The sequence below is a fragment of the Nonomuraea rhizosphaerae genome, from assembly GCF_019396405.1.
GTDB classification, from domain to species: domain Bacteria; phylum Actinomycetota; class Actinomycetes; order Streptosporangiales; family Streptosporangiaceae; genus Nonomuraea; species Nonomuraea rhizosphaerae.
The window spans coordinates 1-14,105 of record NZ_JAHKRL010000454.1 but is presented as its reverse complement, the minus strand read 5'-3'; the positions used below and the strand labels follow the sequence as shown (position 1 = coordinate 14,105).

Annotated in this window: 11 protein-coding genes; 5 read left to right on the top strand and 6 right to left on the bottom strand. The window is 69.3% G+C overall.

Features of this window, described 5'->3' with window-relative positions; all coding sequences use genetic code 11:
* Positions 1 to 38: 38 nt before the first annotated feature.
* From KME77_RS23110 to KME77_RS23090, 5 genes are all read right to left on the bottom strand, one after another.
* The gene (locus tag KME77_RS23110) at positions 39 to 2,507 is read right to left on the bottom strand and encodes a PEP/pyruvate-binding domain-containing protein (protein ID WP_219471027.1); all 2,469 of its coding nucleotides are present in this window, start codon (positions 2,505 to 2,507) and stop codon (positions 39 to 41) included.
* 105 nt (positions 2,508 to 2,612) lie between these two features.
* Positions 2,613 to 3,251, bottom strand: coding sequence for a response regulator (locus KME77_RS23105; protein WP_219471026.1), 639 nt, complete (start codon positions 3,249 to 3,251; stop codon positions 2,613 to 2,615).
* Between the two features lie 3 nt (positions 3,252 to 3,254).
* Positions 3,255 to 4,475, bottom strand: coding sequence for a sensor histidine kinase (locus KME77_RS23100; protein ID WP_308250841.1), 1,221 nt, complete (start codon positions 4,473 to 4,475; stop codon positions 3,255 to 3,257).
* On the bottom strand, positions 4,472 to 5,194 hold the full coding sequence (locus KME77_RS23095) for an ABC transporter permease (protein WP_219471024.1): 723 nt from the start codon (positions 5,192 to 5,194) through the stop codon (positions 4,472 to 4,474). The genes KME77_RS23100 and KME77_RS23095 overlap by 4 nt, the downstream gene beginning before the upstream one ends.
* Positions 5,194 to 5,907 carry an ABC transporter ATP-binding protein gene (locus KME77_RS23090; protein WP_219471023.1) on the bottom strand — a complete coding sequence of 238 codons (714 nt, stop codon included), beginning with the start codon at positions 5,905 to 5,907 and terminating at the stop codon, positions 5,194 to 5,196. The genes KME77_RS23095 and KME77_RS23090 overlap by 1 nt, the downstream gene beginning before the upstream one ends.
* A gap of 207 nt (positions 5,908 to 6,114) precedes the next feature.
* Between KME77_RS23090 and KME77_RS23085 the strand changes: the two genes are divergently transcribed.
* From KME77_RS23085 to KME77_RS23070, 4 genes are all read left to right on the top strand, one after another.
* Positions 6,115 to 6,960 carry an ABC transporter ATP-binding protein gene (locus tag KME77_RS23085; protein ID WP_219471022.1) on the top strand — a complete coding sequence of 282 codons (846 nt, stop codon included), beginning with the start codon at positions 6,115 to 6,117 and terminating at the stop codon, positions 6,958 to 6,960.
* Complete coding sequence (locus KME77_RS23080; RefSeq protein ID WP_308250840.1) at positions 6,957 to 7,808, top strand: ABC transporter permease; 852 nt, start codon at positions 6,957 to 6,959, stop codon at positions 7,806 to 7,808. Before KME77_RS23085 ends, KME77_RS23080 begins: the two co-directional genes overlap by 4 nt.
* Positions 7,809 to 7,882: 74 nt before the next feature.
* Complete coding sequence (locus tag KME77_RS23075) at positions 7,883 to 8,158, top strand: DUF5988 family protein (protein ID WP_219471021.1); 276 nt, start codon at positions 7,883 to 7,885, stop codon at positions 8,156 to 8,158.
* A gap of 214 nt (positions 8,159 to 8,372) precedes the next feature.
* On the top strand, positions 8,373 to 11,114 hold the full coding sequence (locus tag KME77_RS23070) for an AAA family ATPase (RefSeq protein WP_219471020.1): 2,742 nt from the start codon (positions 8,373 to 8,375) through the stop codon (positions 11,112 to 11,114).
* A gap of 16 nt (positions 11,115 to 11,130) precedes the next feature.
* Here the strand turns inward: KME77_RS23070 and KME77_RS23065 are convergent, their stop codons facing one another.
* Complete coding sequence (locus tag KME77_RS23065) at positions 11,131 to 12,057, bottom strand: UbiA family prenyltransferase (protein ID WP_219471019.1); 927 nt, start codon at positions 12,055 to 12,057, stop codon at positions 11,131 to 11,133.
* A gap of 331 nt (positions 12,058 to 12,388) precedes the next feature.
* Here KME77_RS23065 and KME77_RS23060 point away from each other — a divergent pair, with 331 nt between their 5' ends.
* Positions 12,389 to 14,068 (top strand): 2-isopropylmalate synthase, encoded by a 1,680-nt coding sequence (locus KME77_RS23060; protein ID WP_219471018.1) that lies wholly within the window; start codon positions 12,389 to 12,391, stop codon positions 14,066 to 14,068.
* The last annotated feature ends 37 nt before the right edge of the window (positions 14,069 to 14,105 follow it).

Below are 14,105 nucleotides of genomic sequence, written 5' to 3'. Positions count from 1 at the left end.
TCGGGACCGCGGCCTTCCGCTGAATCAGACCGTCCGGATCAGACCGTCGCCGGAACCCGGACGATCTCGACACTGCCCCGGCTGCCGTCGACGCGGATCAGGTCGCCGTCCTGGATGCGCATGGTGGCGTTCCTGGTGCCGACGACGGCGGGGATGCCCAGCTCGCGCGCCACGATGGCGGCGTGCGACAGCGGCGCGCCGACATCGGTGACCACCGCCCCGGCACGCGGGAACAGCAGCGTCCAGCCCACGTTGGTCACGGTCGTCACCAGGATCTCGCCCTCCGCGAGCCGGTCGCCGTCCGCCACGGAGAAGATCACCCGGGCCACGCCCTCGACCACGCCGGCCGCGCCGGGGAAGCCGCTGATGGTCTGCGAAGGCGGCGCCACCGTGGCGGCGGCGTCGTACACGTCGCCGCGTCGGTTCGGGTCGGCCGCCCACCGCTCGGGATCGAAGGCGCCCCGGATGATGCCCGGGTACGGCGGCAGCGACCGGTACAGCTCGTGGGTGGCGCGGCGCTTGGCCACCTGCGAGAGCGGCCGACGCGAGCCGCGCAGCACGTCCACGATCTCCCGCATCGTCAGGAAGAACAGGTCGTCCCCGCACCCGGTCACCTCGCCGGCGCGCACGACGAAGTCACGCACCATCCAGAAGCCGCGCATCATCTCCGAGCGGGTCTCCTCGCGGGCGCGGACGATCGCCTCCCAGCGGTCGATCTTGCGGCGGAACTTCTCCGCCTTCCTCGGGTGCCGCTCGCGGAACCTGCTCCAGGCGGCGCTGCTCGCCTCGTCCTGGCGGGCCAGCAGCTCGGTCGGGTCGACCGTCAGCGTGGCGATCTGCCTGTCGAGCCAGGACGGGTCCTCCACGGGCCTGGCGATGGAGACCTCGAACTCGTCGGGGCAGCGGTGGCCGTACCTGCGGACATACTCCTCGCGGGAGATCTCGCCGCGCTTGTACCGCGCCAGGCCGAGCAGCGGGCCGAGGCTCTCCAGGTGGCCGTCCGACGCCTGGAGCCCGGACATCAGCACGGCGGCGTCGGCCTCACCGACCAGGTCGGTCAGCCGCGCGCCGAGGTAGACCAGCGAGCCGGCGTCCTGGCGGGCGGCGGCGGCGAGCATCCGGTTGCACTCCAGGAAGCGCGGCTCCACCTCGCTCTCCCAGAGCGTGGCCAGGTCGTCGCTGGTGGCGATCCTGGCGCGGATGGCCTCGGTGTCCCGGGCCGCAGACGCGACGTACTCGGGGATCCGGCCGGTGAGCTGCTGGATGGCCCGGCGGCCGCCCATGATCGGCTTGGCCGCCTTGAGGGTCTGCCACCGGCTCATCGGCAGCGGCGGCGTCACGACCCCCTCCGGCAGCCGGCCGTACACCGGCAGCTGGGCGTCGTTGATCTTCCTGGAGATGCCGAGGGCCTTGCCGAGGGAGAGGGTCAGGCTCATGTTCATGTAGACCCGGCCGCCGATGTTCCCGCAGTAGGGGTGGCCGCCGAGGTTGCCGATGACCATGATCTCGTCGATGAACGCCTGCACGAGCGACCAGGTGCACGGCGTCATCACGCTGGGGATCGCCTCACCCAGGTTGCCGTTGGTCCACAGGTAGTCGCCCCTGAGCGAGTCGTTCCACACCTCGCGCTGCCCGGTGATGGGCCTGGCCTGCAGAATGTAGGGCCGCCCCTCGTGGACGGCCCACTCGACGTCCACGGGATGGCCGTACAGCTCCTCGATCGTCATGCCCAGCTCGGCCAGCCGTACGGCCTGCGCGCTCGACAGCACGGGCTTGTCGCGGTCGGCGTCCGGCACCGGCGTCTCACGGGTGCCCTCAGGGACCCGCACGGTCATGACGGTCTTGTCCGCGACGTGCTCCTCGATGATCGTGTGATCGGCGCGATCCAGCTTGATCGTGTCGGGCGTGACCAGCCCGCCGACGATCGCCTCGCCCAGCCCCCACGCGGCGTTGACGGTCAGGTGGTCGCCGTCCTCGGTGAACATCACGCCCGCCGCGTCGGCCGGCACGAGCTCCTGAACGACGACGGCCAGCGCCACCTCGTCGTGGGAGACGCCGTTGCGCTCGCGGTAGGCGATGGCCCGCTCGGTCCACAGGGAGGCCCAGCAGCGCTTGACCGCGTCCAGGAGCTGATCGGCGCCGCGGATGTTCAGGAAGGTGTCCTGCTGGCCGGCGAACGACATCCCCGGCAGGTCCTCGGCGGTCGCCGACGACCGCACGGCCACCGCGGGCTCCTCGCCCATCTCCCGGTAGGCGGCCCGGATGTCGTCGGCGATGTGCCGCGGCATCTCGTGGGCGGCGAACAGGGCGGCGGTCCGCTCCGCGTCGCAGGACAGGATCCGTTCCTGAAGGTCGTGGCCGGCCACGAAGGCGCGGTAGGCGGCGGTGGTGACGTGGAAGCCAGGTGGAACCGGCAGCCGGGCCCTCGCCAGGCGGGCCAGGGACTCACCCTTGCCTCCGACGGTAACCAGCTCGGCCCGCGGGTCAGCCAGGGCAAGCGTGTTCATGGGCCCATCTCCATTCGTCCCGGGGACGTCCACCCGCGTCAACAGGGCAGACATGTCCACGCTACGGATCACCCACGGGGGCGGCCCACCCCTAAGCGCCCTTAATCAGGTCTCCGAGGCCCGCTTGATCAGGCCGCGCTCATAGGCCGCCGCGACCGCCGCGGCCCGGTCCTTGACCCCGAGCTTGGCGAAGATGTGGAGCAGGTGCGTCTTGACCGTCGCCTCGGTGATGAACAGCCTGGCGGCGGCCTCGCGATTGGTCGCGCCGCGGGCGATCAGCCCGAGCACCTCCAGCTCCCGCCGGCTCAGCGTCTGCTGCTCCGGCGCGCGCACCTTCTGCATGAGCAGCCCGGCCACGGTGGGGGAGAGCACGGTCTCGCCGCGGGCGGCCGCCTGGGCGGCGCGCAGCAGCTCCAGGCGAGGGGTGTCCTTGAGCAGGTAGCCGGTGGCGCCCTGCTCGATGGCGGGCAGCACGTCGGCGTCGTTGTCGAACGTGGTCAGGACCAGCACGTGGATGCCGGGTGTCTGCTCGCGCAGCCGGCCGATCAGCTCGGCGCCGCTCATCTTCGGCATCCGCAGGTCCATGAGCACCAGGTCGGGGGTGGTCCGCCGGGTCAGGGCGAGAGCCTCCGGCCCGTCGGCCGCCTCACCGACGACCTCGAAGGCGTCGTCGGTGGAGAAGATCTCGCGCAGCCCGTCGCGGACGACCGGGTGATCGTCCACGATGATGATACGAATCGGCATGCCTCACGCGTTCCTGGAGTCGGCAGGGATCGCGGGCACCGTAGCAGAGACACCCGTCCCCTGGCCGGGAGCGGTTTCGATCTCGAAGTCACCGGCGAGCCGGATGACTCGCTGGCGCATTCCGATGAGGCCGAATCCGCCCTCTTCCGAGGAGCTCACCATCTGCGGGTCGAACCCGGCCCCGTCGTCGCGTACGTCGAGCACCACCACATCTTCCATGTAGGAGAGAGTGACGGCGACCCTGGTGGCCGCGGCGTGCTTGCCGACGTTGGCCAGCGCCTCCTGAGCCACTCGCAGCAGGGTCATCTCCACCTCGGTGTGCAGCGGCCTGGCATCGCCGGTGACCGACACGGGGGCCGGCACGCCGGTCGTCTCCGACCACGTGGCCGCCACCTCCTCCAGCGCGGTCGTCAGCTGGGCGTCCTCCAGCGGAGCGGGACGCATCGCCAGGACCGACCGGCGGGCCTCGTTGAGGCTTTCCCTGGCCAGCGTGCGTATCGTGTTGAGTCTGGAGCGGGCTGCGGGCACATCGTCGATGATATTCTCGGCGACTTCCAGCTGGGTCAGGATGGCGGTCAGCCCTTGGGCGATCGTGTCGTGGATCTCCCTGGCCATCCGCTGGCGCTCGCCGAGCACGCCCGCCTCGCGGGCCCTGACCAGCAGCTGCGACTGGAGGTTCGCGTTCTCCTCCGCCCGCGCGGCCAGCTTGGCGCTGGTCGCCGTCAGCTGCGCGATCATCGACTTGCGCTGCTGGTTCTGCTTCGAGATGGTCTGGATCAACAGGCCGACGGTCGAGGCGACCAGGACGGCGACCAGGAAGGAGAAGATCAGCTCGCTCGCCGGGCGGGGGTCGGGCCGGACGCCCACCAGCACCGCCGCCGTCGCGGCCACTCCCACGTAGGCCATCCAGCCCTGTAACAGGGCGAAGGCCTGGACGAAGGCGCCCAGGCCGGCGACCGTGAACAGCGAGTCGATCCTGATCAGCGCCGCGATGAAGATGAGCATCACGGCGAAGTAGGCGATCGCTATGAACGGCCGGTCGATCCGGCTGAATCGCGATGAGACCATGAACCAGTGCCAGACTCCGGTGCAGACCGCCAGTACCGCCACGTCCAGCCTCGGGGTCCGCAGCAGGGCGAAGACCGTCGGCAGCAGGATGAAGAGGTAGGGCAGGGCCGGCCAGGCTCGGTCCCATCGCGAGACGTCGGCTTCGATGTTTCTCACCAGCGGAACGCCTTCAGCGCGACGCCACCGGCGACAACGAAGATCACAGCCATGACGATCAGGGCGGGCAGGGAGATGGGCTGTCCTTCCCATCCGGCGCGGATCGCCTGGACGGCGGGAGCCATGGGGGTCCAGTCGCCGATGGAGCGCATCGACTCCGGCAGCGTCTCACGGGCGCTCATCGCGCCGGAGACGAAGACCATCGGGAAGAAGATCGCCAGGCCGACCACCGTGGCGGCACGGCCGCTCGGCACCACTGCCCCGAGGAGCAGCCCGATCGCGCCGAGACTGAGCGCGCCGAGAACCCAGGCGAGGACGACTTGGCCGGGGTTGGACGGCCCGCTCAGGCCGTACGCGATCAGCCCGATGACGGCCAGCAGGGCGAAGCCGAGCGCGGCGAGCAGCATGTGCGCGGCCCACTGGGCGCCGAAGACCATGGTGGAGGAGGCCGGGGTGGCGCGCAGCCGCTTGAGCACCCGGCGTTCGCGGTACTGGGCCAGCGTGGCCGGCAGGACGACCAGCGAGGCCAGGCCGGTGACGAAGACGCTGAGCATCGGGACGATGGCGTCGATGGTGGGCAGCCCGCCGGGCAGCGTGCCGCCGTTGCGCATCTTCACCCACAGGATGACCGCGGGGAAGGCGAGCGCGAAGAAGGCCGACATGGGGTCACGCATGGCCAGCTTGAGCTCGATCGCGATGACATTGCCGAGACCCTTCATTACACGGTCCTCTCAGTGAGTGCGAAGTAAGCGTCGTCGAGGTTGGCGGCCTGGCCCGCGGAGATGAGCTCGTTCGGGCTGCCCTCGTGCATGACGCGCCCGTTGTCGATGACGGCGATGCGGTCGCAGAGCGCCTCCGCCTCGTCCATGAAGTGGGTGACCAGGACGACGGTGACGCCGCGGTCGCGCATGTCGCGGATCAGGCCCCAGGTCAGCCGGCGGGCGGAGGGGTCAAGGCCGGTGGTCAGCTCGTCGAGGAAGACGACCTCGGGGTTGCCGACCAGGGCGAGCGCGATGAACAGGCGCTGCTTCCAGCCGCCGGAAAGACTGGCGAAACGGGCGCGCCGCTTCTCGGCCAGCCCCCACTCCTCCATCAGGGCGCGCCAGTCGGCGGGCTTGTCGTAGAAGGAGGCGTACATCTGCAGGGCCTCGCCCACCTTGATGGCGTCGGGCAGGGCGGCCTCCTGCAGCTGGGTGCCGATGCGCTGAAGCAGCTCGCGCCGCTGGGTCTGCGGGTCCAGACCGAGCACGCGCAGGGTGCCGCCGTCAGGCTTACGCAGCCCGGAAGCGCACTCGACGGTGGTGGTCTTGCCGGCGCCATTGGGGCCGAGGATGCCGAAAATCTCGCCTCGGCCGACGGTCAGCGTGACGCCGTCGAGCACCTTGTGGTCCTTGTAGTTCTTCTGCAGGCCGTTGATTTCGATGACTGTCATGGTTCGAGAATCCCCGCTCTCCTGGATCCTCGTCATCCACCGAACGGTTGATGGGGGTCCGCCGTTTGACTTGGGGTTCGCCCCGTAAGGTTGCCACAGGGAGCCCTTGACCAGGAGTGGAAACCGGTAGGGGTATCGAAGGACGTAGAGGTGGGGTGCCGAAGGACGAATATCGCATTTCCCACCTATCTCGAACCCTAAGGAGGCATGAGCGACTCAGCAGTACGTGTACGTGAGCTGCGTAAGAAATACGGCGACGTGACCGCCGTGGACGGCATCGACCTGGAAATCGCCCGGGGCGAGGTCTTCGCGCTCTTGGGGCCCAACGGTGCCGGCAAGACCACCACGGTCGAGATCCTGGAAGGCCACCGCAGGCGGGACGGCGGCGAGGTCAGTGTGCTCGGCGAGGATCCGGGCCGGGCCGGCCGCGTCTGGCGGTCCAAGCTCGGAATCGTGCTGCAGTCGGCCACCGACGCCGCCGAGTTCACCGTCCGGGAGACGGTGAACCACTTCGCGAGCTACTTCCCCCGGCCACGCGATCCCGAATCCGTCATCGAGCTGGTGGGATTGTCGGCGAAGGCCGACGCCCGCGTCCGCTCCCTGTCCGGCGGCCAGCGGCGCAGGGTCGACGTGGCCCTGGGCGTCGTGGGCAGCCCTGAGCTTCTGTTCCTCGACGAGCCGACCACGGGGTTCGATCCCGAGGCCCGCCGCCAGTTCTGGAGCCTGATCTCGCTGCTGGCCGACGAGGGCACCACCATCGTGCTGACCACGCACTACCTGGACGAGGCCGAGGCGCTGGCGAGCAGGGTCGGGGTGATCGCGGGAGGCCGCGTCGTCGCGGTCGGCGAGCCGGCCACGCTGGCCGGTCGCGCGGAGGCGGAGGCGACGGTCAGCTGGTCCACCCCCGGCGGGGAGCGCCGGGTGAAGACCCCGGCGCCCACGCGGGTCGTCGCCGAGCTCATGGCGCAGTTCGACGGGGAGATCCCCGATCTGACCGTCACGCGGCCGACTCTCGAAGACACCTACCTCGGACTCATCGGAGAGCAGTCGTGACAGCAACGTTGCCCACGCGACCGACCGGCATCCGGCCGGTGGAGACGGTCCGCCTGCCCAGCGCCGGCCGGCTGGCGCTGAAGCGCGGCGCGCTGGAGCTCAAGGGCTTCTTCCGCACCAAGAGCCAGTTCATCGTCATCTTCTCGCTCCCGGCGATCATGCTGATGCTGCTGGGAGCCATGACCAAGAGCAGGATGGGAGTGCCCGGCGTCACGGGCGCCCAGCTCCTCACCGCCGGCATGATCGGCGCCGGCATCATGAGCACGTCCTTCCAGAACCTGGGCATCAACATCACGCTGGAACGCCACGACGGCACGCTCAAGCGGCTGTACGGCATGCCGATGCCGCGCATGGCCTACTTCGGCGGCAAGATCATCCAGGTCCTGGTGTGCATGCTCGCCGAGGTCGCTCTCCTGGTCGCGGTCGGCGTGCTGATGTTCGGCGTCCAGCTGCCCACCACGTTCGACCGGTGGCTGACGTTCGGCTGGGTCCTCCTGCTCGGCGGCATCGCCTGCACGTTCCTGGGCATCGCGGTCGGCAGCCTGCCGAAATCGACGCGCGGGGCCAACGCGGTGATCACCCTGCCCTTCCTCATCGTGCAGTTCTGCTCGGGCGTCTACATCCCCTTCGCCGACGTGCCGGGGTTCCTGCAGATCTTCGCCTCGATCTTCCCGCTCAAGTGGATGACCCAGGGCATGCGCTCGGTGTTCATGCCCGAGCACGCGGTGGCCCTGGAGCCGACCGGCACCTGGCAGCTGCCGATGGTGGCGCTGGTGCTCGGCATCTGGTGCCTGCTCGGCCTGCTCCTGTGTCTCAGGTCCTTCCGCTGGACGGCGCGCGACAGTTAGTAGGGGTGCACCGGGGATGGCTGCCGGGAAATGGCTGCCTAAAATGGTGTAAAGGTCAATTAACGGAGGTGTCCATGACTTTGGTTTCCGACTCGATGAGAGAGGCCCTCGCCGATTGCGTGATTTCCGACTACGGCCCGTACGACGTCAATATCTTTCTGCTCGGCGGCCCGACGGACTTTCCGGAGAAGTTCCGCTTCAAGCGGCTGACCCGAGCGGACGAGAAGGTCAAGATCCCCTACCGCAGCGGATATGAGCACTTCGAGCGGACGGAGGAGCACTACCACCTCGAAGGCGACTGCCAAGGACTGATCTACCGCTGGACGACCAGGACGAAGATCGCTGAATAAACCGCAGACAGCAGGCACAGTTCCCCGTGCGCCGCGCCCTTTCGTATCCGGGTGCGGCGCCTTTTTGTGTCCCGTGAGGGGATCGAAAGTTGTAGATGAGATGGTATTAAGGGTCACCCCGTTGTGGGCCTATAAGTGGCGGGCGTAGCGTATTGATTGTGAATCGGTTATGCGGCCATGAAAGACGTTCGCCCTAGGGTGAGGAGCGCTCAATATGGGGTTCTACGAGAGAGACGCGGCAATGGCCTCGCTGCAGAGGCTGCTGGTCGAGACGCTCGAAGGCAGAAGCAGGGGCGCGATGGTGACCGGCGTGGTGGCCACGGGGAAGAGCGAGCTGCTCCACGCCTTCGCCGAGCATGCCTACGACAAGGGGGCGCTGCCCCTCGTGGCGACGGCGTCGCGGGCGGAGCGCGATCTCCCTCTCGGCGTGATCGGCCAGCTCCTTCACAACGCCCCCCTGGGTGAGCCGCTGCGCGAGCGCACGACGGACCTTCTGCGCCAGGCCGGCGACCAGCTGGACACCCAGGTGGTCGAGGAGCTCTGCGGGGTGCTGCTGTCACTGGCCGAGCAGCTGCCACTGGTGATCGTCGTCGACGACGTCCACGACTCCGACCGCACCTCCCAGACTTGCCTGTCCTACTTCATGCGCAGGGCCAGGTCGTCACCGGTCATGACGGTGTTCGGCCACGCCGACTACACCCACCAGACCGACAGGTCCTTCCCCACCGAGGTCATGCGCCAGCCGCACTGCACCGCCATCAGGCTGCTGCCGCTCTCCCGCGGCGCCACGCTGAGCATGGCGAGCGAGCGCCTGGGGCACGAGACGGCCGAGCGGCTGATGCCGGAGTGGTACGACCTCAGCGGCGGCAACCCCCTTCTGGTGAACGGCTTGATCGAGGACTTCTCCAGGACCGGCTGCGAGTCGCCGGCCGAGAGCTACGGCGAGGCCGTGCTGTCGTGCCTGCACCGGGCCGATCCGTCGCTGCTGGACGTGGCCAGGTGGGTGGCGGCGATCGACGACCCCGCGCTCGCGCAGCGGCTGGCCCACTCGGACACGACCTCCGTCCCTCTGTCGATCCACTGGCTGGAGACGGCTGGCCTGCTGACGGAGGGCCGCTTCCGCCACGAGGCGGGCGCGGCCGCCGTCCTGGCCGACCTGGGCGCCGACAAGCGCCACTACATGCACCAGTGCGCGGCCCAGCTGCTCTACAGCGACGGGGCCTCCGACCTGGCGATCGCCGAGCAGCTGAGCAAGGCGGACGTGGCCGACGCCCCCTGGTGCGTGCCCGTGCTGGAGTCGGCGGCCCGGCGCAGGCTGGTGGACGGCGACGTCGAGTCCGGCGTCGACTACCTCAAGCTCGCCCTGCGCGGCAATCTGGACGACCGTGAGCGCACGGTGATCGCGACCATGCTGATGCGCGCGGAGTGGCGCATCGACCCGAAGGCGCCGATCAGCCACATGGAGGAGCTGACCGCCGCGCTGCACAACGGCACCCTGAGCGGCAGTGACGCGATCGTCCTGGCCAGGGCGCTGCTGTGGCACGGCAAGATGGACGTGGCCTGTGACGTGCTGGAGCGCATGACGGAGTTCGGCGACGACCCCGGCACGGTCGCCGAGGGCGTGGGCACCAGGATGTGGCTGCGCTGCACGGCGCCGCCGCTGCTGGCCCACATGAACAGCTGGGCGGGCCAGCACATCAGCGAGGCCGTGCTGCCGTTCCAGGTGAGCCGGAGACTGGAGTCGATCGACACCCTGGCCAGTGTGCTGACCGGCGGCCCGCTCGACCGGGCGGTCAGCACGGCCGAGCGGATCCTGAGCAGCTCCAGCCTCGACGAGATGTCCATGGACACCGTGGAGAGCGCTCTGCTCGCCCTCGTCTACGCCGGCCGCGCCGACCGGGCGGCCCCGTGGTGCGACGAGCGGATCGCGGAGCTGAGCCCTGGCCGCTCGCCGGCCCGCCGCGCCCGCCTCACCGCCATCCGGGCGGAGATCTCCCTGCGCAGGGGAGACCTGGAGGACGCCGCCTCGTACGCCCGTCAGGCGCTGGAACTGCTCCCCCCGGGGAGCTGGGGCGTGGCCGTCGGCGGCCCCGTGGCCACCCTCATGCTGGCCGCGACCGCGATGGGCCGCTACAGCGAGGCGCTCACGCAGCTCAACCAGTCCTTCCCCGAGACGATGTTGCAGACCAGGTTCGGGTTGCGGTTCCTTCAGGCGCGTGGACGCTACCAGCTCGCCGTGGGCAACCCGGCGGCCGCGTTGCGCGACTTCCGGCTCTGCGGCGACCTGCTGACCCAGTGGAACATGGACGCGCCGGGGTTCATCGCCTGGCGCACCGACGTGGCGGCCGCCCTCATCGGCCTGGGCAGGCACGACGAGGCCCGTGAGCTGGCAGAGGAGCAGCTCGGCGCGTCGGGGCCCGGTTCGGAGCGCACGGACGGCGTGGCGCTGCGGATGCTGGCCGCCGGCAGCGAGGCGCGGCACCGGCCGATGTTGCTCCGCCAGGCCTCCGAGTACCTTCAGGCCTGCGGTGACCGTTACGAGCTGGCCAGGTCGCTGGTCGAGCTCACCGAGGCCTACCACGGCGTGGGCGAGTTCCGGCGGGCGGGCATCATCGCCAGCCGGGCGCGGGCCCTGGCCCAGGAGTGCGGCGCCCGCCCGCTGAGCCAGGCCCTCGCGGTCGAGGGCACGGCGGAGGAGGGGGACGACACCGGACCCAACCGGGTGGCCGCCATTCTCAGCGACGCCGAGCGCAGGGTGGCCAGCCTGGCCACGGTCGGCTACTCCAACAGGGAGATCGCCGCCAAGCTGTTCATCACGGTGAGCACCGTCGAGCAGCACCTGACGCGCGTGTACCGCAAGCTGAACATCACCCAGCGCTCGGACCTGCCGCCGGACCTGAAGGCCCAGCCCGGTCACGTGCCCGCCCAGTCGAGCGGGCTGGTCGTTGGGCGCTAGGGGCGCGGCCGGCCGCTCAGCCGAGTGGCCAGTCGCGCAGCAACTGAGGAACGATCACGCAGGCGTGCAGCACGTACTGGGTGATCATGAACAGGGCGTACGGCTGGCGCCTGCGCGGCCCCGGCGGGATCGAGGCGCTGCAGAGCAGGGCGATGGCCATCCCGCCGGCGCACATGGCGGCGGCGGGAAGGCCCAGCGAGAGATCCATCAGCACCACCACGCTCGTGACGACGGCGGGCAGCGTGATCGAGACGCCGATGATGGCCAGCCGCAGCGCGCCTTCCCCGTGCATGACGGCGAAGGTCACGCGGCCGGCCGCCGCGTCGCCCTCCATGTCGGGCAGGTCCTTGGTCGCGGTGCCGACCAGGCCGGTCCAGAGGGAGGCGGCGAGCACGAAGACGATCAGCGGCGGCCAGTTCTGGAGCTCTCCGGCATAGGCGTAGGCGCCGGCCACGTAGCTCAGCACGCTGGCCGTCATCCCGATCGCGATCGTTCCGCTGGTCCTGCGCTTGAGGTGGAAGGGCGGTCCGGAATACAGGTAACCGAGTGCCAGCAGAAAAACGATCATACCCATGTGCGCGGGACCGAGCATGACGCTGCCCGCCACGGAGGCCACCGCGACGCCGGCTGCGACGGCGGTGGCCACGGTGGGCGGTAATTCGCCCCTCGCGATGGGCCGGCGCGAGCCGTTGAGCCGGTCCTCGCACACGTCCATGACCCCGTTGTAGAGATAGACGGCGACCACGGCCAGCGTCCAGGTCAGCGCGGCCCAGGCGGTCCTGCCCAGCTCGCCCTCACCGGCGACGGCCGAGCTCAGCGAGGCTCCGGTGAGGAAGCGCAGGAGGAAGTTGAACTGCACGGAGGGCCGCGCTTCCACCAGGCAGAGCATGCCGCGCTGAAGAGGAAGAAACCCGGCAGGGGAACCGATGCTGGTCGTCGTCATGTCAGTCCTTCCGCCCGCTGAGGCTTCCTTCCGCGCCCCCCACCTGGGGGAGCGAGCGGGGAAGCGCTTCCCCGACAGGAAGCCCGCGGCAGCTCGACGCCAGATGTGGAACCGATGTCACACGCTCAGTCTGACTCAGGGAGTCGGCGCTTTCCGGTAGCGGTGGCGGTCGGAGAGGCGCACCAGGGCGAACTTTCGATACCCCCGGAGCGAACCTTCGGTGCAGGAAGGCGTTTCCCCTGACTTCCCTCTTGACCAGGGGAAATAGAAAATTATTTGGTAATAGAGAAGACCAGAGCCACCGAATGGGCTCGAAGAAGGAGATACGGAAATGGGCGGGAATCGATCGGTAGAGCGTTATTCAGATTTCACTCCTCTTGTTCTTCCCGACCGGACATGGCCGGACGGGCGAATTAAGTCCGCGCCTCGATGGCTGTCCACGGACCTCAGGGACGGAAATCAGTCCCTGGCCAATCCGATGTCGCCGGCGCGTAAACTCAGGATGTTCGAGCTTCTGGTGGAGATCGGCTACAAGGAGATCGAGATCGGCTTCCCCGTGGCCAGCCAGGACGATCATGACTTTGTCCGGCTGCTCATCGAGGAGGACCGGATCCCGGACGACGTCTGGGTATCGGCCCTGGTCCCGGCCCGTGACGAGCTGATCGAGCGCACCGTGCGATGCCTGTCGGGGGCGCCCAGGGCGACCCTCCACCTCTACAACGCGACGGCCCCGCTGTTTCGGCGGGTGGTCTTCGGAATGGACCGGCAGCAGTGCAAGGACCTGGCCGTCCGCGGGACGGAGCTGGTGAAAAAATACGCCGACAAAGAGCTTCGTGAAGGAAATTTCCGCCTGCAGTACTCGCCTGAATTGTTCAACGAGACCGAGGCCGACTTCTCCCTGGAGGTCTGCGAGGCGGTTATGGACGTGTGGGAGCCGGGTTCTGACCGGCCGATAATCCTGAACTTCCCCACCACCGTGGAGCGGTCGCTGCCCTCGGTCTTCGCCGACCAGATCGAGTGGCTGGACCGGAACCTGTCGAGGCGGGAGCACGTCTGCCTGTCCATCCACCCGCACAACGACCGCGGGACCGGGGTCGCCTCGGCGGAGCTGGCCCTGCTGGCCGGCGCCGAGCGCATCGAGGGCTGCCTGTTCGGCAACGGCGAGCGCGCGGGCAACGTCTGCCTCGTGACGCTGGGGATGAACATGTTCAGCCACGGCGTGGACCCGGGCATCGACTTCTCCGACATCGACAGGATCCGCGACACCGTCGAGTGGTGCAACGAGATCCCCGTCCATCCCCGTCACCCCTACGGGGGCGACCTGGTCTACACCTCCTTCTCCGGCTCCCACCAGGACGCGATCAGGAAGGGCTTCGACAGCCTGGAGGGCGAGGCCGCCGAGGCCGGGGCGAGCATCGACGACCAGCCGTGGCGGATGCCGTACCTGCCGATCGACCCCAAGGACGTGGGGCGCACGTACGAGGCGGTCGTCCGCATCACCACCCAGTCGGGCAAGGGCGGCGTCGCCTACATCATGAACGCCTGGTACGGCATGCGGCTGCCCAAGGAGCTGCAGCGGGATTTCGCCACGGTGGTCCAGGCGAGCGCGGAGGAGCTGGGCTGCGAGCTCGCGCCCGAGCAGATCTGGACGCTGTTCGAGAAGGAGTACCTTTCCTCCGAAGGCCCGGCGGGCGAGCTGTACGTTGCCGGCGGGCGGATCACCACCACGCTGTACCTTGACGGCGCGGGCGAGCACGACGCCAGGACCATCGGCGCCAGGCTCGCTCCCTGGGGCATCGACGTACGCGCCGTGCATCGTGAGGCCACGGCCGATCCGGACCGTCAGGCTGGCGCGGGAGTGACGGCCTACGCCGAGTGCAGAGTGGAGGGGAAGACGGTCTGGGGCGCCGGTGTGGACACGTCGGCGGTGGGCGCCGCGCTGTCGGCGGTCGGCGTGGCTCTGCGGCGGAGCGGCAGGCAGGCCGTGGTGGCCGCCATGCCACCGGCCTGATCAGGGACTGGGCGCTCGCGGCCGTGGCCGCGGGCGC